The 23432-nt window shown below is 59.8% G+C and carries 25 protein-coding genes; 3 read left to right on the forward strand and 22 right to left on the reverse strand.

What is annotated here, in order from left to right:
• Nucleotides 1-822 carry a peptidoglycan DD-metalloendopeptidase family protein gene (locus tag HX814_RS21525; RefSeq protein ID WP_008438272.1) on the forward strand — a complete coding sequence of 274 codons (822 nt, stop codon included), beginning with the start codon at nucleotides 1-3 and terminating at the stop codon, nucleotides 820-822.
• A gap of 320 nt (nucleotides 823-1142) precedes the next feature.
• Nucleotides 1143-2822, forward strand: a complete 1680-nt coding sequence (leuA, locus tag HX814_RS21530) for a 2-isopropylmalate synthase (protein WP_102605673.1) — start codon at nucleotides 1143-1145, stop codon at nucleotides 2820-2822.
• 193 nt (nucleotides 2823-3015) lie between these two features.
• Here leuA and HX814_RS21535 read toward each other — a convergent pair whose 3' ends face one another.
• The 21 genes from HX814_RS21535 to trmJ form a co-directional block, all read right to left on the reverse strand.
• A complete protein-coding gene (locus HX814_RS21535; RefSeq protein WP_102368191.1) occupies nucleotides 3016-3807 on the reverse strand; it encodes an amidohydrolase in 792 nt (263 codons plus the stop codon).
• The gene (locus HX814_RS21540; protein ID WP_008438276.1) at nucleotides 3795-4943 is read right to left on the reverse strand and encodes a pyridoxal phosphate-dependent aminotransferase; all 1149 of its coding nucleotides are present in this window, start codon (nucleotides 4941-4943) and stop codon (nucleotides 3795-3797) included. Before HX814_RS21540 ends, HX814_RS21535 begins: the two co-directional genes overlap by 13 nt.
• 109 nt (nucleotides 4944-5052) lie before the next feature.
• Nucleotides 5053-6522 (reverse strand): ribosome biogenesis GTPase Der, encoded by a 1470-nt coding sequence (gene der, locus HX814_RS21545; protein ID WP_003209661.1) that lies wholly within the window; start codon nucleotides 6520-6522, stop codon nucleotides 5053-5055.
• A 139-nt stretch (nucleotides 6523-6661) separates the two neighbouring features.
• Nucleotides 6662-7813, reverse strand: a complete 1152-nt coding sequence (gene bamB / locus HX814_RS21550) for an outer membrane protein assembly factor BamB (protein ID WP_003209662.1) — start codon at nucleotides 7811-7813, stop codon at nucleotides 6662-6664.
• Nucleotides 7806-8447, reverse strand: coding sequence for a tetratricopeptide repeat protein (locus HX814_RS21555; RefSeq protein WP_003209663.1), 642 nt, complete (start codon nucleotides 8445-8447; stop codon nucleotides 7806-7808). Before HX814_RS21555 ends, bamB begins: the two co-directional genes overlap by 8 nt.
• Nucleotides 8448-8487: 40 nt before the next feature.
• The gene (gene hisS / locus HX814_RS21560; RefSeq protein WP_003209664.1) at nucleotides 8488-9777 is read right to left on the reverse strand and encodes a histidine--tRNA ligase; all 1290 of its coding nucleotides are present in this window, start codon (nucleotides 9775-9777) and stop codon (nucleotides 8488-8490) included.
• Between the two features lie 23 nt (nucleotides 9778-9800).
• Nucleotides 9801-10910 carry a flavodoxin-dependent (E)-4-hydroxy-3-methylbut-2-enyl-diphosphate synthase gene (gene ispG, locus HX814_RS21565; protein ID WP_003209666.1) on the reverse strand — a complete coding sequence of 370 codons (1110 nt, stop codon included), beginning with the start codon at nucleotides 10908-10910 and terminating at the stop codon, nucleotides 9801-9803.
• A 4-nt stretch (nucleotides 10911-10914) separates the two neighbouring features.
• Nucleotides 10915-11916 (reverse strand): RodZ family helix-turn-helix domain-containing protein, encoded by a 1002-nt coding sequence (locus HX814_RS21570; protein WP_177008159.1) that lies wholly within the window; start codon nucleotides 11914-11916, stop codon nucleotides 10915-10917.
• Nucleotides 11916-12674, reverse strand: a complete 759-nt coding sequence (gene pilW, locus HX814_RS21575) for a type IV pilus biogenesis/stability protein PilW (protein WP_003209669.1) — start codon at nucleotides 12672-12674, stop codon at nucleotides 11916-11918. The genes HX814_RS21570 and pilW overlap by 1 nt, the downstream gene beginning before the upstream one ends.
• Before the next feature lie 12 nt (nucleotides 12675-12686).
• Nucleotides 12687-13835, reverse strand: coding sequence for a 23S rRNA (adenine(2503)-C(2))-methyltransferase RlmN (gene rlmN / locus HX814_RS21580; protein ID WP_177008160.1), 1149 nt, complete (start codon nucleotides 13833-13835; stop codon nucleotides 12687-12689).
• A gap of 30 nt (nucleotides 13836-13865) precedes the next feature.
• Nucleotides 13866-14291 (reverse strand): nucleoside-diphosphate kinase, encoded by a 426-nt coding sequence (gene ndk, locus HX814_RS21585; protein WP_003175956.1) that lies wholly within the window; start codon nucleotides 14289-14291, stop codon nucleotides 13866-13868.
• Nucleotides 14292-14383: 92 nt separating this feature from the next.
• Complete coding sequence (gene iscX, locus HX814_RS21590) at nucleotides 14384-14584, reverse strand: Fe-S cluster assembly protein IscX (RefSeq protein ID WP_003209673.1); 201 nt, start codon at nucleotides 14582-14584, stop codon at nucleotides 14384-14386.
• Between the two features lie 14 nt (nucleotides 14585-14598).
• On the reverse strand, nucleotides 14599-14940 hold the full coding sequence (gene fdx / locus HX814_RS21595; RefSeq protein ID WP_003209674.1) for an ISC system 2Fe-2S type ferredoxin: 342 nt from the start codon (nucleotides 14938-14940) through the stop codon (nucleotides 14599-14601).
• Nucleotides 14941-14943: 3 nt separating this feature from the next.
• Nucleotides 14944-16806, reverse strand: a complete 1863-nt coding sequence (gene hscA, locus HX814_RS21600; protein ID WP_087695132.1) for a Fe-S protein assembly chaperone HscA — start codon at nucleotides 16804-16806, stop codon at nucleotides 14944-14946.
• A 51-nt stretch (nucleotides 16807-16857) separates the two neighbouring features.
• A complete protein-coding gene (gene hscB / locus HX814_RS21605; protein WP_008438289.1) occupies nucleotides 16858-17379 on the reverse strand; it encodes a co-chaperone HscB in 522 nt (173 codons plus the stop codon).
• An 8-nt stretch (nucleotides 17380-17387) separates the two neighbouring features.
• Complete coding sequence (iscA, locus tag HX814_RS21610) at nucleotides 17388-17711, reverse strand: iron-sulfur cluster assembly protein IscA (RefSeq protein WP_003209680.1); 324 nt, start codon at nucleotides 17709-17711, stop codon at nucleotides 17388-17390.
• A 28-nt stretch (nucleotides 17712-17739) separates the two neighbouring features.
• Nucleotides 17740-18126 (reverse strand): Fe-S cluster assembly scaffold IscU, encoded by a 387-nt coding sequence (iscU, locus tag HX814_RS21615; RefSeq protein WP_003209682.1) that lies wholly within the window; start codon nucleotides 18124-18126, stop codon nucleotides 17740-17742.
• A 102-nt stretch (nucleotides 18127-18228) separates the two neighbouring features.
• Entirely contained in the window at nucleotides 18229-19443 is a 1215-nt protein-coding gene (locus HX814_RS21620) for an IscS subfamily cysteine desulfurase (RefSeq protein WP_008438290.1), read from the reverse strand.
• Nucleotides 19444-19493: 50 nt separating this feature from the next.
• Nucleotides 19494-19985, reverse strand: coding sequence for a Fe-S cluster assembly transcriptional regulator IscR (gene iscR, locus HX814_RS21625; RefSeq protein ID WP_003210305.1), 492 nt, complete (start codon nucleotides 19983-19985; stop codon nucleotides 19494-19496).
• A 299-nt stretch (nucleotides 19986-20284) separates the two neighbouring features.
• A complete protein-coding gene (gene cysE, locus HX814_RS21630; protein WP_177008161.1) occupies nucleotides 20285-21067 on the reverse strand; it encodes a serine O-acetyltransferase in 783 nt (260 codons plus the stop codon).
• Between the two features lie 2 nt (nucleotides 21068-21069).
• A complete protein-coding gene (trmJ, locus tag HX814_RS21635; protein ID WP_003210307.1) occupies nucleotides 21070-21840 on the reverse strand; it encodes a tRNA (cytosine(32)/uridine(32)-2'-O)-methyltransferase TrmJ in 771 nt (256 codons plus the stop codon).
• 145 nt (nucleotides 21841-21985) lie between these two features.
• Between trmJ and suhB the strand changes: the two genes are divergently transcribed.
• Nucleotides 21986-22801: an inositol-phosphate phosphatase gene (gene suhB / locus HX814_RS21640; protein WP_003175971.1), complete on the forward strand. Its 816-nt coding sequence runs from the start codon at nucleotides 21986-21988 to the stop codon at nucleotides 22799-22801.
• A gap of 51 nt (nucleotides 22802-22852) precedes the next feature.
• Here suhB and HX814_RS21645 read toward each other — a convergent pair whose 3' ends face one another.
• The gene (locus tag HX814_RS21645) at nucleotides 22853-23401 is read right to left on the reverse strand and encodes a glycine zipper 2TM domain-containing protein (RefSeq protein ID WP_003210309.1); all 549 of its coding nucleotides are present in this window, start codon (nucleotides 23399-23401) and stop codon (nucleotides 22853-22855) included.
• Nucleotides 23402-23432: the final 31 nt, after the last annotated feature.

The raw sequence follows: 23432 nt of genomic DNA on the forward strand, positions 1-23432 counted from the left end.
ATGCCACGCTTTTTAAGTTTGTTGATGCTGCTGTGCCTGACCTTTAACGCCCATGCCGACAGCTACATCACCCGGCTGCTGAACAAGCCGGTGCCCGGTGGCGTGGCGGTGGTCGACCTCGGCACTTCGGCCACGGCGCCCAAAGCCACCTACATGAACCGCCCAGTGCTGGTGGTGAAGGAGCAAAACAACTGGCTGGCGATTGTGGGCATCCCGCTGACGGTCAAGCCCGGCACCCAACGCATCACCAGCGGCAGCCAGAACCTGCCGTTTGTCGTGGGCTTCAAGAAATACCCCGAGCAGCACATCACCCTGAAGAACAAGAGCCAGGTGAACCCGGACCCGGCGCAACTCAAGCGCATCGAAGGCGAGCTGGCGGTCCAGCTCAAGGCGTATCGCAGTTTCAGCCCGAACACGCCGAGCAACCTGCTGCTGGACAAGCCGGTGAACGGGCCGCTGTCGAGCAAGTTCGGCGTACGACGTTTCTTCAATGGCGAGGAGCGGAATCCGCATTCCGGCCTGGACTTTGCCGTGGGCGCCGGCACGCCGATCAAGACCCCGGCAGCGGGCAAGGTGATCCTGACCGGCAACTACTTCTTCAACGGCAACACCGTGTTTGTCGACCATGGCCAGGGCTTTATCAGCATGTTCTGCCATATGTCGAAGATTGATGTGAGCGTGGGCCAGCAACTGGCTCGTGGTGCGGTGGTGGGCAAGGTCGGTTCCACCGGCCGGGCGACCGGGCCGCATATGCATTGGAACATCAGCCTGAACGACGCACGGGTGGATCCGGCGATCTTTATCGGCGCGTTTCAGCCCTGATGCTCAATTGCGCACCCGGCAAAGGGTGCGCAAACAAAACAACCCCACGCACAATTCTCAACCATAAAATCTCGTTTTCCTCAGCAATAGCAGAACTTCTCTCAATTTTTTCCGACTGCTTGCCATCTTTCACCCCGGCGGTTAGGGTTGGACCTATGAAAACCTCTCACACCCTCATTCAGCTCCGCCAGCACCGCAGCCTGTGCCTAGTCAGCGCACGACTGCCAGGCTGAATCGATCTGCCTCGTCTTCCGCTTTATCCCCAATAACAGTTTTACGGCAGGCCGCCTTTTCTCGGCCCCTAGACAAAGGATTTCCCGATGAGCATGCTCAAAGACCCGTCTTCGAAGTACCGCGCGTTCCCGACCATTGATATCCCGGACCGTACCTGGCCTTCGAAAACCATCACCACCGCGCCGATCTGGTGCAGTTCCGACCTGCGCGACGGCAACCAGTCGCTGATCGAACCGATGGACGCGGTGAAAAAGCTGCGTTTCTGGAAGACCCTGGTCGCCGTCGGTGTGAAGGAAATCGAAGCCTCCTTCCCGGCCGCATCGCAAACCGATTTCGACTTCGTGCGCACCCTGATCGAAGACAATCACATCCCCGCGGACACCACCATCCAGGTGCTGACCCAGGGCCGTGAAGACTTGATCGCGCGCACCTTCGAATCCCTGCGCGGGGCGAAGAAAGCCATCGTTCACTTGTACAACGCCACCTCGCCGTCGTTCCGCCGCATCGTGTTCAACCAGGACAAGGACGGCATCAAGGCGATCGCGGTCAACGCGGCCAAGCTGTTCGTCAAATACGCCGCCCAGCAGCCGGAAACCCAGTGGACCTTCGAATACTCGCCAGAGACGTTCAGCGCCACTGAGCTTGAGTTCGCCAAGGAAGTCTGTGACGCGGTGATCGAGGTCTGGAACCCGACGCCTGAGCACAAGGTGATCCTCAACCTGCCAGCCACCGTCGAGTGCGCCACCCCGAACATCTATGCCGACCAGATCGAGTGGTTCGGTCGTCATATCAACCGTCGCGACAGCGTGATCATCAGCCTGCACACCCACAACGACCGTGGCACCGGCGTAGCCGCCACCGAGTTGGGCCTGATGGCCGGCGCCGACCGTGTCGAAGGCTGCCTGTTCGGCAACGGCGAGCGTACCGGTAACGTCGACCTGGTCACCGTGGCCTTGAACATGTACACCCAGGGCCTCGACCCTCAGCTGGACTTCTCCGACATCGACGGTATTCGCAAAGTTGTCGAAGAGTGCAACCAGATCCCGGTGCACCCGCGTCACCCGTACGTCGGCGACCTGGTTCACACCGCCTTCTCCGGCTCCCACCAGGACGCGATCCGCAAGGGCTTCACCCAGCAGAAAGACGACGCCTTGTGGGAAGTGCCGTACTTGCCGATCGACCCGGCCGACATCGGCCGCAGCTACGAGGCGGTGATTCGCGTCAACAGCCAGTCGGGCAAAGGCGGCATCGCCTACCTGCTGGAGCAGGAATACGGCATCAGCTTGCCGCGCCGCATGCAGATCGAGTTCAGCCAGGTGGTACAGGCCGAAACCGACCGAGTGGGCCTGGAGATGACCGCCGCGCAGATCTACAGCTTGTTGCAGCGTGAATACCTGCAAGCCAACATTCCTTACGCGCTGGTCAGCCATCGCTTGCAGGAAGAGAACGGCAACAGCTCGGTGGAAGTTGAAGTCTCCGGCAAGGGCCAGGGCGAAACCAACCTGCGCTGGCACGGCAAGGGCAACGGCGCCCTGGAAGCGCTGGTGGCCGGGCTGCCGATTGGTGTGGAGATCATGGATTACAACGAACATGCGATTGGTGCCGGCACCAATGCCAAGGCAGCGGCCTACATCGAGCTGCGAGTGAACGGTGAGCGTCCGGTGCATGGCGTGGGCATTGATGAAAACATCACCACGGCGAGCTTCAAGGCGGTGTTCAGCGCGCTGAACCGCTCGTTGAGCCAGCTGGAAGCGAAAGCGGCATAAACACGACCGCTGAAATGCGAAAGGCCCCGGGACGAGAATCCAGGGGCCTTTTTATTGGAATTTGTGGTGATTTTAAGGGCCTCTTCGCGAGCAAGCCCGCTCCCACATTTTGACCGCGTTCTTTCAGGTAGCGCAGGACGAATGTGGGAGCGGGCTTGCTCGCGAAGGCAATCTATAAGGCGGCGAAAATCCTTCAGGTGAACTCGAAGCTGTCCGCATCCAGGTTCGCCGGGAAGCGCGTGCGGTACTCCGCCAATTCCGCTGCATCCAGGCACACCTGGAACACCCCGTCCGCCTCCCCTGCGCTCAGCAGGCTTTCGCCCTGGAAGTCCACGACCTGGCTGTCGCCGGTGTAGGCAAAGCCCTTGCCGTCCGTGCCCACCCGATTCACCGCCGCCACGTAGCACAGGTTTTCAATGGCCCGTGCCGGCAGCAGACGGTTCCAGTGCTGGCGACGTGCGCCCGGCCAGTTGGCGGTGTACAGCAGCAAGTCAGTGTCCTGGGCGTCACGACTCCACACCGGGAATCGCAGGTCGTAGCAGATCAACGGACGAATCCGCCACCCCTTGAGTTCGAACTGCACCTGGCGCTCGCCGGGGGTGTAGTGGTCGTGTTCACCGGCCATACGGAACAGGTGACGCTTGTCGTAGTGCAACACCTCACCATCCGGTCGCGCCCACAGCAGGCGGTTGCGGTGGCTGCCATCGGCGGCCTGGATGATCACGCTGCCGGTGATCACCGCGTTGTACTTCTTCGCCTGGGCCTGCAGCCATTGATGGGTGGGGCCGTTTTCAGGCTCGGCGAGGGTTTCCGATTCCATCGAGAAACCGGTGGTGAACATCTCCGGTAGCACGATCAGGTCGGCACCCTTGGCCTGTTCCAGCAACAGTTCAAAATGCTCCAGGTTGGCCTGGCGGTCGTGCCAGGCCAGGGTGGTTTGCACCAGGGCGATGTTCAGGTTGGGCAGTGCACTCAGATCACGCATAGTTTCTCGGCTGCTTGACGCAGCGTCTCCTCGCGTTTGGCAAAGCACAGTCGCACCAGGCGCTGGCCTTGCGGTGGGTTCTGGTAGAACACCGAGACCGGGATGGTCGCAACGCCGTGTTCGCGGGTCATCCACAGCGACATGGCGACGTCATCCAGGTCCGGGCGAATCTGTGAGTAATCCACCAATTGAAAGTAGGTACCGGCCACCCGGGTAAAGCTGAAACGCGACGGTTCCAGCAGGTCGCAGAACAGGTCGCGCTTGGCTTGATAAAAAGCCGGCAGCTCCTCGACGTGTTCCGGGTGTTCGGCCATGAAGTCTGCCAAAGCGTACTGCAACGGGGTCACGCCGCAAAAGTTGACATATTGATGCACCTTGCGCAGCTCGGCGCTGAGGGCTGGCGGCGCGACCACGTAGCCGGTTTTCCAGCCGGTGACGTGGTAGGTCTTGCCGAACGAACTGACCACAAACGCACGCTGATACAGCTCTTCGTGGGCCAACACGCTGACGTGGGGCACACCGTCGAACACCAGGTGCTCGTAGACCTCGTCGCTGACCAGGTAGATGTCGCGGTCGCGGATCAACTCGGCCAACTGGTCCAGCTCGGCACGGCTGATCAGGGCACCGGTGGGGTTATGCGGGCTGTTGAGGATGATCATGCGGGTGCGCGGCGACAGCGCAGCGCGCAGTTGCTCGAAGTCCAGGGCGAAATCATCCAGGCCCAGTTGCACGTGTACGCAGCGACCGCCTGCCAGTTCCACAGAAGGCTCGTAGCTGTCGTAGGCCGGATCGAACACGATGACTTCATCACCGCTGCGGATCACCGCCTGGATCGCACAGAAGATCGCTTCAGTGGCGCCTGGGGTGATGGTCACTTCGCTGTCGGCATTCACCGTTGCGCCATAGCTGCGGGCGATCTTGGCCGCCACTTGCTGGCGCAGTACCGGCAGGCCGGTCATGGGGGCGTATTGGTTATGGCCCAGGGCAATGTGTCTGCCCACTCCATCGAGCAACTCCTGGGGCCCGTTAAAGTCGGGAAAGCCCTGGGACAGGTTGAGCGCACCGGTTTCGGCAGCGAGTTGCGACATGGTGGTGAAGATGGTGGTGCCGACATTCGGCAGCTTGCTGGTGATCATCGGTGCGCCCCTTGCGGTGAGCCCCAAGTTTTAAGCTGCATGCCGCGAAGGGTCAACCGCCAGGCACAAAAAAAGGGCTCCGAAAGAGCCCTTTTTCAACCGATCAGGATCAGCGCTTGTCGCGGCGCTTTTTGTCGGCCTTCTTGTGGTGCGTCATCATCCGGCGCTTTTTGTTTACCTGGCGGTCGGTGAGGCTGTTCTTGTTACCTTCGTACGGGTTCTCGCCACCCTTGAACTCGATACGGATCGGCGTACCGACCAGTTTCAAGACGCGGCGGTAGGTATTTTCCAGGTAACGCACGTAGGACTTCGGCACCTTCTCCAGCTGGTTACCGTGAATCACGATAATCGGCGGGTTGGCACCACCCAAGTGAGCGTAGCGCAGCTTGATCCGACGGTTGTTGACCATCGGCGGCGCGTGCTCGCTGACCGCATCTTCAAGAATCTGGGTCAGGCGGTTGGTCGGCCAGCGGGTAACCGCGGACTTGAACGAGTTCTGCACCGAGGCGTAGAGGTTACCCACGCCGGTACCGTGCAGTGCCGATATAAAGTGGATATCGGCAAACTCGACGAAGAACAGGCGACGCTGCAGCTCGACCTTGACGTAGTCGCGCTCGCTCGGCGTCATGCCGTCCCACTTGTTGATCGCAATCACCAGGGCGCGACCGGCTTCCAGGGCAAAGCCCAGCAAGTTCAGGTCGTGGTCTACCACGCCTTCGCGGGCGTCCATGACGAAGATCACTACGTTGGCGTCTTTGATCGCCTGCAGGGTTTTCACCACGGAGAACTTTTCAACTTCTTCGTGGATCTTGCCGCGCTTGCGCACACCGGCAGTGTCGATCAGCGTGTACTTCTCGTCGTTACGCTCGAACGGGATGTAGATGCTGTCGCGGGTGGTGCCCGGCTCGTCATAGACGATTACCCGGTCTTCACCGAGCATGCGGTTGACCAGGGTCGACTTGCCGACGTTCGGACGGCCGATGATCGCGATCTTGATACCGTCTTTTTCGCTTGGGCCAGGAATGCGCTTGGCTTCCTCGCCTTCGGCAACGATTTCTTCTTCGCCTTCGACTTCATCCACGTCATCACGCGGGAAGTCGCGCAGGGCGATTTCCAGCATCTGGGTGATGCCGCGACCGTGGGCACCGGCGATCGGGATCGCGTCGCCCAGGCCCATCGGGCTGAACTCGGCGCGGGCCATTTCAGGATCGATGTTGTCGATCTTGTTGGCCACCACGTAGGAACGCTTGTTGCGCTTGCGCAGGTGCTCGCCAATCATCTGGTCTGCAGCGGTGTAGCCCGCGCGGGCGTCCACCAGGAACAACACGACATCAGCTTCTTCAATGGCCAGCAGCGACTGCTCGGCCATCTTTTCGTCCATGCCATGCTCGTCACCGGAGATACCACCGGTGTCGACAATAATGTAGGAGCGCCCTTGCCACTTTGCCTCACCGTATTGGCGATCACGGGTCAGACCGGACAAGTCGCCGACGATGGCGTCGCGAGTCCTGGTCAGGCGGTTGAACAAGGTGGACTTGCCGACGTTCGGTCGGCCCACCAGGGCGATTACGGGAACCATGCGGCTCTCCACTTCGTTATTTCAGAAAATACAAAAGCCGCTGCAAGGCAGCGGCTGGTGCTCGGGGCAGCGCTCGAAAGCGCCGCATGCCCTGCCGAAGCAGGGCCGCCTGGGAATTACCCCAAGCATAGTCAAACCATTACTTGATGGTCAGCGCTTCCAGTTTGCCGCTGTTGCCATACACGTAAAGCATGTTACCTACCACCAGCGGACGGGCACGCAGGCCGTCGCTGTCGATACGTTCGCGACCCACGAAGCGACCGTCCACCTGGCTCAGCAGGTGCAGGTAACCTTCAAAGTCGCCTACCGCTACGTAGCTGGAGAACACTTCCGGTGCCGACAACTGACGGCGGGCCAGGGAGTCGTTGCTCCACAATGCAGTGGTGGAACGCTCATCGACACTTTCAACGGTGCCGGACGCCAGGCTTACGTAGACGCTGCCAAACCCTTGGGCGACACCGGCGTAGCTGGAAGCATCACGCTGCCAGTTGATCCGGCCGCTCTGCACGTCCAGCGCCGCAACACGGCCCTGATAAGTAGCGACGTAAAGGGTATCACCCGACAGCAGCAAGCCACCGTCGATGTCCACTACGCGGTCCAGTTCCGAACGACCTTGAGGAATCGCGACCCGGGTTTCCCAGGCCGGCACGCCGTTCTGGGTGTCCAGGGCGACCACTTTACCGGTCGACAGGCCTGCCAGTGCCAGGTTGCTGGTCACAACCGGACCGCTGGTACCGCGCAAGGTCAGGACCGCCGGCGTGCTGTCATACAACCAGCGCTGGTTACCGGTGGCGGCGTCGAGGCCGATCACACGGTCATCCTGGGTCTGCACGACAACCACGTCACCGTTGGTAGCCGGTGGCGAGAGCACTTCACTGGTCACGCGAGCGCGCCATTTCTCTTCACCGGTGCTCGAATCCAGTGCCACGACGTCGCCTTTCAGCGTGCCGAGCATCACCAGGCCAGAACCCACGCCAACGGCGCCGGACACAGGCAGTTCGAGGTCTTTCTTCCACTTGACGTCGCCGTTCATGCGATCCATGGAGACCACAACACCGGTGGAATCAGCGGCGTAGATAGTGTCACCGTCGATCGCCGGGACCATCAGGTTGTACAGATCGCCCTGACCGTCACCAATGGAGCGGCTCCACTGCTTTTGCAGGACCACTTCTTCCTTGAAGCTGGTCAGCTCGGCCGGAGGCAGTTCTTTTTTGCTGTTGCTGCTGCAACCCGCGGCCAAAACGGCCAGAGCCAGCAATGCTGCATGTTTCCAACGGATCACGTCACGCATCCCCTTTGGCCAAGTCGTCGAGCTTGATTTGTAAGCCACCGACCGCCGCTTCATCAGACAGCGCCGCCTTGGCTTTTTGGTACGCAGCATTGGCTTCGTCGGTACGACCCAATTGGACCAGGAGGTCGCCCTTGAGCTCTTCACGAGTGGCCAGGAATGCCTTGTCAGCATCGCCGTCGAGCAGTTTCAGTGCTTCGTCGGCCTTGTTCTGTGCCGCCAGTACCTGAGCCAGACGCTGACGTGCGATTTCACCCAGTGTCGGGTTGGCCGGCTTGTCGGTGATGGCTTTCAGCTCGGAGGCGGCGTCATCCAGCTTGCCGTTGTCGACCGCAACTTTTGCGACGAACAGGCTGCCGTATTGCGCGTAGGTGCTACCGCCGAATTCGCTCTTCAGCTTGCCGGCCAGGTCTGCAACCTGGGCCAGGTCAGGCTTGCCGTTTGGCGTCAGCGTGGTTTCCAGCAGTTGCTGATAGATAATCGAGGCGCCTTGCGACTGGTTAGCCTGATACTTGTGCCAGGCTTGCCAGCCGAACACCACTACTAAAGCCAGCAAGCCGCCAGTGACCAGGGGCTTGCCGTTGCGCTGCCACCAGTCTTTGAACTCGGCCAGCTGGTCATCATCAGTACTCGACACCCCAATACTCCTTAATCGCTAAATCGGCTGTTTGACAGCTTCAACCCTGCACGATGCAGGTGGCCAGGTGCGCTGCAAGCGCATCAAAGGCAATGCTTTGTTGTTCACCCTGACCACGCAGGGGTTTGAAACTTACCACTTGCTGGGCCAACTCATCATCACCCAGGATCAGTGCATACAACGCACCGCTCTTGTCGGCTTTCTTGAACTGGCTTTTGAAGCTGCCGGCGCCGGCATTGACTTGCAGGCGCAGGTTCGGCAGTTGGTCGCGCAGTTTCTCGCTCAGGGCCAGGGCAGCCAGTTCGGCCGCCTCGCCAAAGGCACAGAAGTACACGTCCACCTGACGGGAGATTTCTTCGGGAACCTGCTCCAGGGTTTCCAGCAGCAGGATCAGCCGCTCGATGCCCATGGCAAAACCTACGCCGGTGGTCGGCTTGCCGCCCATCTGCTCGACCAGGCCGTCGTAACGACCACCGGCACACACCGTGCCTTGGGCGCCGAGCTTGTCGGTGACCCACTCGAACACGGTCTTGCTGTAGTAATCGAGGCCACGCACCAGTTTCGGGTTGATGACGTAAGGAATACCGGCTGCATCCAGGCGAGCCTTGAGGCCCTCGAAGTGGATACGGGACTCGTCGTCAAGGTAGTCGGCCATTTTCGGCGCGTCCACCAGTACGGCCTGGGTCTCGGCGTTCTTGGTGTCCAGTACCCGCAGCGGGTTGGTTTTCAGGCGGCGCTGGCTGTCTTCGTCCAGCTTGTCCAGGTGGGCCGACAGGAATTCCACCAGGGCTTCGCGGTAGCGGCCCCGGGATTCGCTGGTGCCCAGGCTGTTGAGTTCAAGCTTGACCGCATCGCGGATGCCCAGCATGCCCCACAGGCGCCAGGTCAGCACGATCAGCTCGGCGTCGATGTCCGGACCGTCGAGGTTGAAGACTTCCAGGCCGATCTGGTGAAACTGGCGATAACGGCCTTTCTGCGGACGCTCGTGGCGGAACATCGGGCCGATGTACCAGAGCTTCTGCGGCTGGCCACCGCCGGTGAGGCCATGTTCGAGCACCGCACGCACACACGCGGCAGTACCTTCCGGACGCAGGGTCAGGGAGTCACCGTTGCGGTCTTCGAAGGTGTACATCTCTTTTTCGACGATGTCGGTCACTTCACCGATGGAGCGCTTGAACAGCTCGGTGAACTCGACGATCGGCATGCGGATCTGCTTGTAACCGTAGTTATCCAGCAGGCGCGCGACAGTGCCCTCGAAGTAGCGCCACAGGGGCGTCTGCTCAGGCAGGATGTCGTTCATGCCACGAATGGCTTGCAGAGACTTGCTCACATCAAATCCTTAAATTCGTTCGATCAGCCGCGCGCGATAACCGCTGCGTCAGCTTCGACCTTTTCGGCCGCTTTCTGGCGGATCAGCCGTTCCAGCTCATCCACCAGATTGTCATTCGTCAATTTCTGCGACGGCTTGCCGTCGATGTAAATCAGGTTTGGCGTACCACCGGTCAGGCCCACATGGGCCTCTTTGGCCTCACCCGGCCCGTTGACCACACAGCCGATCACCGCGACATCCAGCGGCACCAGCAGGTCTTCGAGGCGTACTTCCAGTTCGTTCATGGTTTTCACCACGTCGAAGTTCTGCCGCGAGCAGCTCGGGCAGGCAATGAAGTTGATGCCACGGGAACGCAAATGCAGGGATTTGAGAATGTCGTAACCGACTTTCACTTCCTCTACCGGGTCTGCCGCGAGGGAGATGCGAATAGTATCGCCAATCCCGTCGGCCAGCAGCATACCGAGACCCACCGCAGATTTCACTGTGCCTGAGCGTAAACCGCCGGCTTCAGTGATACCCAGGTGCAGCGGCTGGACGATTTCCTTGGCCAGCAGGCGGTACGCTTCTACCGCCATGAACACGTCGGAAGCCTTTACGCTGACCTTGAAGTCCTGGAAATTCAGGCGTTCAAGGTGTTCTACGTGGCGCAGCGCGGACTCGACCAGTGCGGCCGGCGTCGGCTCGCCGTACTTCTTTTGCAGGTCTTTTTCCAGGGAGCCGGCGTTGACGCCGATGCGGATTGGAATCCCGCGATCACGGGCGGCATCCACCACGGCGCGAACCCGGTCTTCACGGCCGATGTTGCCCGGGTTGATCCGCAGGCAATCGACGCCCAACTCGGCCACGCGCAACGCGATCTTGTAGTCGAAGTGGATATCGGCGACCAGCGGCACCTTGACCAGTTGCTTGATGCGGCCAAAGGCTTCGGCAGCGTCCATGTCCGGTACGGAAACCCGCACGATGTCGACGCCCGCCGCTTCCAGGCGGTTGATCTGGGCGACAGTGGCCGCCACATCATTGGTGTCGCTGTTGGTCATGCTCTGTACTGCGATGGGGGCATCGCCGCCCACCGGCACCGAGCCGACCCAGATCTTGCGCGATACGCGACGTTTGATTGGAGATTCGCCGTGCATGACTTTATTGTCCCAACTTGAGGCGAGCAGTCTCGCCACTGGTGAACGGCGCCACGTCCACAGGCTGGCCGTTGTAGGCCACTTGCGCGCCACGGGCAAAGCCCAGACGCAGCGTCAAAGGAGGCTTGCCGCCCTGGTCAAGTGTATCTCCCTTACGCTTCAGACCACTGAACAGCACCTTGCCGTTGCCATCGGAGACTTGCGTCCAGCAGTCAGCGACGTAGGTAATTTGTACTCGGCCATCACCGGCGATCAGTGCCGGGGTGGTTGGCGCGGAAATCGCCGGGGCGACGGGAGCCGTTGTTGCCGGAGCCTGCGCCGGTACTGCTGGCGTTGCTGGCGTTGCTGGCGTATGAGCTGGAGCAGCAGGCGTCACTGCAACCGCTGGAGCGGGTGCGACGGGTGCCACTGCGGCGGCAGTACCTGCTTCGGGCGCAGGCTGCTCGGCGCTTGGCTCTGCCTCAGGCGCCGCCTGACCCTGGGCCACGGCCTGGTCTTCCGGCTCATCCAACGGATGAATCTGGGTGGTGCCGTCGGCGCTTTCGACTTCGACGTGCTCCATGGCGTTGCTGGACAAGTCCTTGCCACGCTGGGCGGTCTGATCCTGCCACCATACAAAACCACCGCCGATCACGGCGATGAGCAGCAACAGGCTGACAATGCGCAAAATGGTGTGGGAAACCCGCACAGGCTCTTCAATGCGGCCAAGACCATGGACATTGCTGCCCTGGGAATCGGTACCGGTGATTTGGTCGAATTCCTGGACCAATGCAGCCTGGTCGATACCCAGCAACTTCGCGTAGGCGCGGATATAGCCGCGGGCAAAGGTATGCCCTGGCAGCTTGTCGAATGCGCCAGCTTCAAGGTTGCCCAATGAAGTCGTGGTCAAATTGAGCTTGAGGGCCACTTCTGCCAGCGACCAACCATTGCTTTCGCGGGCCTGACGCAAGGTCTCGCCTGGGTTTCCACGATTAGCTGCTACAACTTCCGGGTGCGCCGCTTTCATCATTGCTCCGACAGGTATTGCTGATATTCCGGCGTACCGGGATAGAGTCGTTCGAGTTGCTGGCCAAAACGTGCGGCCTTGTCGCGTTCTTCATGAACCGTCGCCAGGCGCACACCGAGCAATAGACTACGTGCATTTTGCCCGCTCAGCAGGCTAAAACGCTCGTAATAGTCACGTGCCGGCACATAATGCCTGTCTTCGAAGGACAACTCAGCCATTTCGAGCAAGGCCCGTGGCTGGCGCTGGTTCAGGTGCAGGGCTTTTTCCAGTTGCTGGCGTGCGGTGTCGCGCTGGCCGAGAAGCATTGAGGTCACCCCCAGGTTCTCGAAAACCCGCGAACGCTCAGGATAGAGGGTATCGGCCGCAGCCTGCTGGAAATATTCGGATGCCTGGGCATAACGTTTCTGCGCAAACAAAAAACTGCCGTAGTTATTCAGCAGTCTTGGATCGCCAGGGCGTGTGGCCAGGGCCTTTTGGAAATATTGATCGGCCAATTCGGGCTCGGCCTGGGCCTGGAACACCAAGGCCAACGCAGCATTGGCGTCGGCGTCGCTGCCATCCAGCTCGAGGGCTTTTTTCAGCGGCACCTTGGCCTGTTCGGTCATCCCTTGCTGCAAGTACCCCAAGCCCAGCTGCACATAGGCAGCTCGCGCTTCGTCACGGCCCTTGCCGGTTTGCAACGGGCTGTCATGGCCCGATGAAACACAGCCAGCCGCGAGGCTGGCAACAAGCAAAAGCAGCGCAAGGCGCAAGGGCATAGAGATCCTCTCTCAGGTTCGAGTCGCGGCGCTTTGCGGCATATCGTCGGCGGCACTCAATTCACGCACGGCGATATAACGTTCGCTGCGACGGGTGCGATCCAGCACCTGTCCTACCAATTGGCCACATGCCGCATCGATGTCTTCGCCGCGGGTGGTGCGCACGGTGACATTGAAGCCTGCATGGTGCAGTTGATCCTGGAAACGGCGGATGGCGTTGTTGCTCGGCCGCTCATAGCCAGAATGGGGAAACGGGTTAAACGGAATCAGGTTGATCTTGCACGGTACGTTCTTGAGCAACTCGATCATCTCGACCGCGTGCTCGACCTTGTCGTTGATGTCCTTGAGCATGGTGTACTCAATGGTCAACACACGCTTTTCGCCCAAGGTCGCCATGTAACGCTGGCAAGATTCGAGCAGCATCTTAAGCGGATACTTCTTGTTGATCGGCACCAATTGGTTACGCAATGCGTCATTCGGTGCGTGCAGCGACAACGCCAGGGAGACGTCGATGTGCTTGGCCAGCTCATCGATCATCGGTACCACGCCGGAGGTCGACAGGGTCACGCGGCGCTTGGAGATACCGTAGCCCAGGTCGTCCATCATCAGGTGCATGGCCGCGACAACGTTGTCGAAGTTCAGCAGCGGCTCGCCCATGCCCATCATCACCACGTTGGTGATGGCACGGTCGGCGGTCGCCGGGATGCTGCCGAACGATTTATTGGCAATCCACACCTGGCCGATGACTTCGGCGGCGGTGAGGTTGCTGTTGAAACCTTGCTTGCCGGTGGAGCAGAAACTGCAGTCCAGGGCACAGCCTGCCTGGGACGAAACGCACAGAGTGCCGCGTTTGCCCTGGGGAATGTACACGGTCTCGACGCAGCTGCCGGACGCCACGCGCACCACCCACTTACGGGTGCCGTCGGTGGAAATGTCCTCGCTGACCACTTCGGGGCCGCGAACTTCGGCAATGGCCTTGAGCTTGTCGCGCAGGGCCTTGCTGACGTTCGTCATGACGTCGAAATCATCGACGCCAAGATGGTGAATCCACTTCATTACCTGAGCGGCACGAAAACGCTTCTCCCCGATTGAGTCGAAGAATTTTTCCATTTCCTGTTGAGTCAGACCCAGCAGGTTGGTTTTTGCAGTCAATGTAGTCATGGATTCACCTTCGCTCTTTTAAGCCAATGCTTAGCGAGCGGTTACTTCAGTAGCAGCGAAAAAGTACGAGATTTCGCGGGCAGCAGCGGCTTCGGAGTCCGAACCGTGAACGGCGTTGGCGTCGATCGATTCAGCGAAGTCAGCACGGATGGTGCCGGCAGCAGCTTCTTTAGGGTTGGTAGCGCCCATCAGCTCACGGTTCAGAGCGATAGCGTTTTCGCCTTCCAGAACCTGAACAACAACAGGGCCGGAGATCATGAAGGCAACCAGGTCGCCGAAGAAACCACGAGCGCTGTGCTCAGCGTAGAAGCCTTCAGCTTCAGCCTTGGACAGTTGCTTGAGTTTCGAAGCTACAACCTTCAGGCCGGCTTTTTCGAAACGAGTGGTGATCTCGCCGATGACGTTTTTTGCAACAGCGTCAGGCTTGATGATGGAGAAAGTACGTTGAACAGCCATGGTGTAACTCCAGAAACGGTAATTTGCGAAAAATTAAACCCGCGAATTATACGCGGGTTCTTGGGTATTGCCTAACTGCGTAAAAAGGCGATTCAGTCTGCTTCTTCGATCCACAGGCCTTGTATCGCCTCAAGAACCTTTTCGCCACCCCGATCCGGGATGTCGTCAAATTCCGGCAGCTGCATCACCAGGTTGCGCAACTTGACGAAGTTCACCGACAGAGGATCGACATCCGGGTGAGCTTCAGCAAGTTGTATAGCGATTTCTTGTACATCAACCCATTTCAGGCTCATGACATTTCCTTGAATCAATGCGGCGCTTCGGCGGCATGGTTGAGCGAATATTTCGGAATCTCGACGGTGAGGTCTTCTGTTCCCACTTTTGCCTGACAGCTCAATCGCGACGTCGGCTCAAGGCCCCACGCCCTATCAAGATAGTCCTCTTCCAGCTCATCAGCCTCTTCCAGGCTATTGAAACCTTCGCGGATGATGCAATGGCACGTGGTACAGGCGTTAACGCCGCCGCAGGCGCTTTCGATCTCGATGTGGTTATCGTGAGCGACTTCGAGAATGGACTTGCCGGTCTCAGCCTCCACAACCATACCGTCCGGGCAATGCTCGGCGTGTGGCAGAAAAATGATCTGCGGCATCAGTTAATCCTCAAGTTCATTCAAGTTGCGGCCCGCCAGGGCGGCTTTTACCGTCTGGTCCATACGACGGGCGGCAAAGGCATCGGTCACTTGCGACAGGCGCTTGGTCTGTTGCTCGATGGCGTAACCATCGGTGCCTTTCATCAATTCAGCCAGTTCCTGCATTTGCAGGTCGATGACCATGCGCTCTTCGGCATCCAGCAGACGTTCGCCGTCAGCTTCCAGGGCGCCCTGCACCGCTTCGAGCAGGCGCTGGGCGTCGACTTGCTGCTCACGCAGCACGCGGGCGACCTTGTCGTCACCGGCGTACTGGAACGAATCCTTGAGCATCTTGGCGATTTCACCGTCGGTCAGGCCGTAGGACGGCTTGACCTGGATGCTGGCTTCAACGCCGGAGGCCAGTTCGCGAGCGGCAACGCTGAGCAAGCCGTCGGCGTCGACCTGGAAGGTCACGCGAATCTTCGCCGCACCAGCCACCATCGCCGGAATGCCGCGCAATTCGAAGCGCGCCAGGGAACGGCAGTCGCTGATCAGCTCACGCTCGCCCTGCAGCACATGAATCATCATGGCCGTCTGACCATCTTTGTACGTGGTGAAGTCCTGGGCGCGGGCAACGGGGATGGTGGTGTTGCGTGGAATCACCTTCTCCATCAGGCCGCCCATGGTTTCCAGCCCCAGGGACAACGGGATCACGTCAAGCAGAAGCAGTTCGCCACCATCACGCTTGTTACCGGCGAGGGTATCGGCCTGGATCGCGGCACCGATAGCCACCACTTGATCCGGGTCGATTTCAGTCAGCGGCTGACGGCCGAAGGCTTCAGCGACCGCCTCACGAACACGCGGCACGCGGGTCGAACCACCCACCATGACCACGGCGACCACGTCTTCCAGCTCGACACCGGAATCACGCACGGCGCGGCGGCAGGCTTTCAGGCTGCGGGCGACCATCGGTTCGATCAACGAATCGAACGCTTCGCGGGTCAGTTGAGCCGACCAGCTACCGTAGGAAACTTCAACCGACGCAGCGTCAGTCAGCGCTTCTTTGGCGGCACAGGCAGTTTGCAGCAAATTACGTTGCGCACCCGGGTCCAGGTCGGCAGACAAGCCGGCACTGGTGATGATCCAGCCAGCAATGGCGTGATCGAAGTCATCGCCACCCAGGGCGGTATCGCCACCGGTAGCCAGCACTTCGAAGACACCGCCGGTCAGGCGCAGGATCGAAATATCAAAGGTACCGCCGCCCAGGTCGTAAATAGCCACCAGGCCTTCGGCGTGCTGATCCAGGCCGTAAGCCACAGCGGCTGCGGTCGGCTCGTTGAGCAGGCGCAGCACGTTCAGGCCGGCAAGTTTCGCCGCATCCTTGGTGGCCTGGCGCTGAGCGTCATCGAAATATGCAGGAACAGTAATCACCGCACCTACCAGTTCGCCACCCAAGGTGGTCTCGGCGCGCTGGCGCAAGACCTTGAGGATATCGGCCGACACTTCCACCGGGCTTTTCGGGCCCTGGATCGTGTCGATGAACGGCATATGTGATTCGCCGCCGACAAAGCGGTAGGGAAGCTGGTCGCCCAGCTGCTTGACGTCGGACAAACCACGACCCATCAAGCGCTTGACCGACAGCACGGTATTCAAAGGATCGGTAGACGCCGCCAGCTTGGCCGACTCGCCCACTTCGGTGCGGTCAGCGTGATAACGCACGGCAGACGGCAGGATGACCTGGCCATCCGCGTCGGGCAGCGGCTCGGAAAGACCGCTGCGCAATGCAGCGACCAGCGAATTGGTAGTGCCCAAGTCAATCCCGACCGCCAGACGACGCTGGTGCGGTTGAGGACTTTGACCGGGTTCGGCGATCTGCAGTAGGGCCATGGTAATCAGGACTTATCTGTATATCAGGCGTGCAACCTGGGCGGCACTGGGTTAATCGTCGAGGCGCTCTTCTAACTGGCGCACTTCGTAGGTGAGCTTGTCGAGGAACTGCATGCGCCGCATCAGGCGTTCGGCCTGTTCACGTTGCGCTGCATCATCCCAACAGGCTGCGAAGCTTTCGTTGAGTTCATCCTGGGCCACTTTCAGACGGCGCTTGAACACTGCGACTCCGGCCAGATCAGCCTCGTCCTGCAGTTCTTCAAGCTCCTCGCGCCATTGCATCTGCTGCATCAGGAAATCAGGGTCCTGGACCGTGACTTCAAGCGGCAGCTCGCGACCGCCCATCGCGAGCAGGTAGCGCGCGCGTTTGGGAGGGTTCTTGAGCGTCTGATAGGCTTCGTTGAGGCTGGCTGATTGCTCCAGCGCCAGGCGTTGCTCACGCTCGGAAGCGTCAGCGAAGCGGTCCGGATGCACCCCACGCGCCAATTCACGGTAGCGCGTGGCAAGCTGTTCAAGGTCCAGTCGAAAACTCGGCTGCAGCTCGAACAAAGCGAAATGACAAGGAGTACCCACGATCAGCCTCAGATGTTGAAGCTTTCGCCGCAGCCACATTCACCGCGTACGTTGGGGTTGTTGAACTTGAAGCCTTCGTTCAACCCTTCCTTGACGAAATCGAGTTCGGTGCCGTCCAGGTAGGTCAGGCTTTTCGGGTCGATGATCACTTTTTCGCCGTGACTCTCGAACACCTGATCTTCCTCGACCACCTCGTCGACAAACTCCAGCACGTAGGCAAGGCCGGAACAGCCCGTGGTGCGAACACCCAGACGAATCCCCTCACCTTTACCGCGCCCATTCAGGGAGCGGCGAATGTGCTGCGCAGCCGCTTCTGTCATGCTGATAGCCATCGTGACTCCTTACTCGTCGCCAAATTGCTTAGATCAAGCCTTTCTTCTGCTTGTAGTCGCGAACGGCCGCCTTGATGGCGTCTTCTGCGAGTACCGAGCAGTGGATTTTCACTGGCGGCAAGGCCAGCTCTTCGGCCAGCTGGGTGTTGCTGATAGTCACAGCCTCATCCAGGGTCTTGCCTTTCATCCATTCGGTCGCCAGGGAGCTGGAGGCGATGGCCGAACCGCAACCGTAGGTCTTGAACTTGGCGTCTTCGATAACGCCAGCTTCGTTGACTTTGATCTGCAGGCGCATAACGTCGCCGCACGCCGGAGCGCCGACCATGCCGGTGCCGACATCAGGGTCTTCCGCGTTCATCTTGCCGACGTTGCGCGGGTTTTCGTAGTGGTCGATGACCTTTTCGCTGTAAGCCATGGTACTGAATCCTCACTCATCAGGGCCGCTCTGGAGCCCTGTAAACACGCCTGCGTTTTCCGCCACGTCTTTACAGAGCCTTTTGGGTGGCGGCTTCTATATTTAGTGTGCCGCCCACTCGATCTTGGAAATGTCGACACCGTCCTTGTACATGTCCCACAGCGGGGACAAGGTACGCAGCTTGGTGACGGCCTCGCAGACTTTCTGCGCGGCGTAGTCGACTTCTTCTTCGGTGGTGAAACGGCCGAATGTAAAGCGGATCGAGCTGTGAGCCAGTTCGTCGTTGCGGCCCAGGGCGCGCAGGACGTAAGACGGCTCAAGGGAAGCCGAGGTGCAGGCCGAGCCGGACGAAACCGCCAGGTCCTTGAGCGCCATGATCAGCGACTCGCCTTCGACGTAGTTGAAGCTCAAATTCAGGTTGTGCGGTACACGGGCGGTCATGCTGCCGTTGATGTACAGCTCTTCAAGGTGCTCGACCTGCTTGTAGAAGCGATCGCTCAGGGCCTTGATGCGCACGTTTTCGGCAGCCATGTCTTCCTTGGCCACACGGAACGCTTCGCCGATGCCGACGATCTGGTGGGTCGCCAGGGTGCCCGAACGCATGCCGCGCTCGTGACCGCCGCCGTGCATGGTGGCTTCGATACGTACGCGAGGCTTGCGGCTCACGTAGAGCGCGCCAATGCCTTTAGGGCCGTAGGTCTTGTGGGCAGAGAACGACATCAGGTCGACTTTCAGTTTCGACAGGTCAATATCGACCTTGCCGGTGGACTGCGCAGCGTCGACGTGCAGCAACACGCCCTTGGAGCGGGTCAGCTCGCCGATGGCGGCGATGTCGTTGATGGTGCCGATTTCGTTGTTCACGTGGATCACGGAAACCAGGATGGTGTCTTCACGCATCGCGGCTTCGATCATCGCAGGGGTCACGATACCGTCGGTGGTTGGCTCAAGGTAGGTAACCTCAAAACCTTCACGCTCCAGTTGGCGCATGGTGTCGAGGACAGCCTTGTGCTCAATCTTGGTGGTGATCAGGTGTTTGCCTTTGGTCGCGTAGAAATGCGCCGCACCCTTGATTGCCAGGTTGTCGGACTCGGTGGCACCGGAGGTCCAGACGATTTCACGTGGGTCGGCATTCACCAGGTCAGCGACCTGGCGACGAGCGTTTTCCACTGCTTCTTCGGCTTTCCAGCCGAAAACGTGGGAACGGGACGCCGGGTTACCGAAGTTTCCGTCAACCAGCAGGCATTCGCTCATCTTTTGCGCGACACGCGGATCAACCGGGGTGGTCGCTGAGTAATCAAGGTAAATCGGCAATTTCATGGACTTTCTCCTAAATCAGGCTGGCTGGCGTGCCGTTAGCTCTTCGGCTGTCACTCGACGGCGGACGCTTCAATCTTGTCCAGACGCGGCGCCTTGGTGTTGCAACGGCGCTGGTCCTGACGCTGGGCTACTTCTTGCACCTCACGGCGAGTCACAAGATCAGCCAAGCTGATACCACTCAAAAACTCATGGATCTGCAGGCTCAGGTCACACCACAAGTGGTGCGTAAGGCAGGTGTCGCCTGCGTGGCAATCACCCAGGCCCTGGCATTTGGTGGCATCGACGGATTCGTTCACCGCATCGATCACCTGGGCGACCTGTATGCCCTGCATGTCGCGGGACAATTGATAGCCACCGCCTGGACCACGAACGCTGGAAACCAGATTGCTGCGGCGCAACTTGGCGAACAACTGCTCGAGGTAGGACAGGGAAATGCCTTGGCGCTCGGAGATATCGGCCAGGGACACCGGCCCATTTTGCGCGTGCAAGGCCAGGTCAAGCATGGCGGTCACCGCGTATCGGCCTTTTGTAGTCAGTCTCATGGACAAGTACCAAGGTGTTTCAGAATGGGAGCAAGTATGCGATTCCCGAGTATTTAAGTCAACTATAAGACCTAGTACTTTAGTCAGGAATACCCGTAAAAAGGGCGCGCGAATCATAGCAGGGCGGGACGGGATGGACCAGCGGGAACAGGGCCAAGCCCCCAACCTCAAGACCAATGGAGATCAAATGTGGGAGCTGGCTTGCCTGCGATAACGGTTTGCCAGCCAGCCTTTCCGGCACTGACTCGCCGCCATCGCAGGCAAGCCAGCTCCCACAGGGATCGCGACCGACTCAAGAGTCAGCCAGCTTTGGTAGCGCTTTCGTCCTTGATCTCGGCGAAGTCTTCCTTGCGCAGCTCAGGCAGATCCTTGGCGCAGTAGCTGCTGCCGAGGTCTTTCAGGGCACCGCACATACCGTCCAGCTTGCCGTCCACCGCTTGCAGGTGATCCAGCAACTGACCGATGGCACGCGCTACCGGGTCAGGCATGTCTTCGCTGACGCCATAGGCATCGAAGCCGATCTTCTCGGCCATGGCCTTGCGCTTGGCTTCCTGCTCATCACCCACTTCCGGCTTGACGATGATCCGCCCCGGAATACCGACAACCGTTGCGCCAGGCGGTACAGCCTTGGTCACCACAGCATTGGAGCCGACCTTGGCGCCCGCACCCACGGTAAACGGACCGAGCACCTTCGCGCCCGCCCCTACTACAACGCCATCTTCCAGCGTAGGGTGGCGCTTGCCTTTGTTCCAGGTTGTGCCACCCAGGGTCACGCCCTGGTACAGGGTCACGTCATCACCAATCTCGGCAGTCTCGCCGATAACGATGCCCATGCCGTGGTCGATAAAGAAACGACGACCGACCTTGGCGCCCGGATGAATCTCAATCCCGGTCAACCAACGGCCGAAGTTCGACACCAGCCGCGCCAGCCATTTCCAGCCCATATTCCACAAGGCGCCCGACAGGCGATGGATCCAGATCGCATGCATGCCCGGGTAGCAGGTCAGCACTTCAAAGGCGTTGCGCGCCGCCGGGTCACGGTGGAAAACACTCTGGATATCTTCTCGCAAACGCTCGAACATTTTTAATCCTTCCGCTTAAGAAGCTCGCCACGGGCCGCTTTCTGGGTTTCCGTGAGGATGCCACGCAATATATTCATTTCTGCCCGGCTGACCGAGCTGCGTCCGTACAACCGACGCAGGCGCGCCATCAAGTGCCGCGGTTTTTCCGGATCGAGGAACTCGATGGCCACCAGGGTTTGCTCCAGGTGCTCATAGAATCGCTCCAGCTCGTCCATGGTGGCCAGTTCGCCACTCTTGGTCGATGCAACCTCATCCTTTTCAACCTTGCTTGGCTGGCCTTCAGCAGCCAGCCAGGCCATGCGCACTTCATAGCTCAACACCTGCACCGCTGCCCCGAGGTTCAGCGAACTGAACTCAGGGTCTGATGGAATGTGCACGTGATAATGACATCGCTGCAGCTCTTCATTGGTCAGGCCGGAGTCTTCACGGCCGAATACCAAGGCGATTTCAGCGCCGCCGGCGGCCTCTTCCACGACTTTGGTCCCGCATTCGCGAGGATCCAGCAGCGGCCAGGGGATGCGACGGTCGCGAGCGCTGGTGCCGAGCACGAGGTTGCAGCCGACTAGGGCGTCTTCCAGAGTGGCAACGACCTGGGCTTTTTCGAGGATGTCATTGGCGCCGGACGCGCGCGCATCGGCCTCGTGGTGCGGGAACACCCGCGGCTCCACCAGCACCAGGCGCGTCAGCCCCATGTTCTTCATGGCTCGCGCCACGCCGCCGATATTGCCGGGATGACTGGTATTGACGAGGACGACACGGATGTTTTGCAGCAAGGGAGGCGCTCTCGGACACGGGAAAGGGGAGCAAATCTTACAGAACAGCCTAAGGTTATGCCATGAAAGGTAACGTCGTCCTTCACCTGAAGAAAGTTTCTGCTAGAATGCTCGGCTTTCTTTAACAACCTTAGGTGACACATCCATGCAGCCCATGCTGAATATCGCGCTGCGCGCCGCCCGCAGCGCCAGTGAATTGATCTTCCGCTCCATCGAGCGCCTGGATACCATCAAGGTCGACGAAAAAGACGCCAAGGATTACGTATCCGAGGTGGATCGCGCCGCCGAGCAGAAAATCATCGACGCGCTGCGCAAGGCCTACCCTACCCACGGCATCCTCGGTGAAGAAACCGGCCTGCACAAAGGTAGCGGCGAAGGCGAAGACTACCTGTGGATCATCGACCCACTGGATGGCACCACCAACTTCCTGCGCGGTATCCCGCACTTTGCCGTGAGCATTGCCTGCAAATACCGTGGCCGCCTGGAACACGCCGTTGTGCTGGACCCGGTTCGCCAGGAAGAATTCACCGCCAGCCGTGGCCGTGGCGCCCAGTTGAACGGTCGCCGCCTGCGCGTCAGCGGTCGCACCAGCCTCGACGGCGCCCTGCTGGGTACCGGCTTCCCGTTCCGTGACGACCAGATGGACAACCTGGAAAACTACCTGGGCATGTTCCGCGCCCTGGTTGGCCAGACCGCCGGCATCCGTCGCGCCGGCGCAGCCAGCCTGGACCTGGCGTATGTCGCTGCCGGTCGTTTTGATGCGTTCTGGGAGTCGGGCCTGTCCGAGTGGGACATGGCTGCAGGCGCACTGCTGATTCAAGAAGCGGGCGGCCTGGTGAGCGACTTCACCGGTGGTCACGACTTCCTGGAGAAGGGTCACGTGGTTGCCGGCAACACCAAATGCTTCAAGGCAGTCCTGACGGCGATCCAGCCGCACCTGCCGGCTTCGCTGAAGCGCTAAGCGAGCGAGCACAAAAAAGCACCCCTCGGGGTGCTTTTTTTATACCTGGGATTACTGCTGCGGCTGGTTCTGACCGATAACCAGGCGCCCTTCCTTGTCGACGGGGATCTGGTTGCCTGGATCACGATCCATGCGCACGGAGCCTTCCTTGCCGTCCAGGGTGTAACGTACGTCGTACCCGACAACCTTGTCGCTGATGTCATTAACGGTATTACAACGAGTTTGCGTGGTGGTGTAGGTATCGCGGTTCTGCATGCCTTCCTGAACCTTGTTACCAGCGTAACCGCCACCGACCGCACCGGCCACGGTGGCCAGCTTCTTGCCATTACCGCCGCCGACCTGATTACCCAACAGGCCGCCCGCCAGCGCACCGACCACCGTACCGACGATCTGATGCTGATCCTGCACAGGTTTCTGCCGGGTTACGGCAACATCCTTGCAGACTTCACGCGGGGTTTTAATCTGGGTTTTCACCGGCTGCACCGCCAGCACTTGCGCATACTCAGGGCCGCTTTTTACCAGGCTGTAGGTGGCAACAGCACCCCCGGCAGTCACACCGACAGCACCCAATACCGCACCAACCAGTAACGACTTGTTCACGTGAACCTCCTGACCATCACAAACGGACCGA

The sequence above is a fragment of the Pseudomonas sp. C8002 genome (assembly GCF_013385765.1).
Lineage (GTDB): Bacteria > Pseudomonadota > Gammaproteobacteria > Pseudomonadales > Pseudomonadaceae > Aquipseudomonas.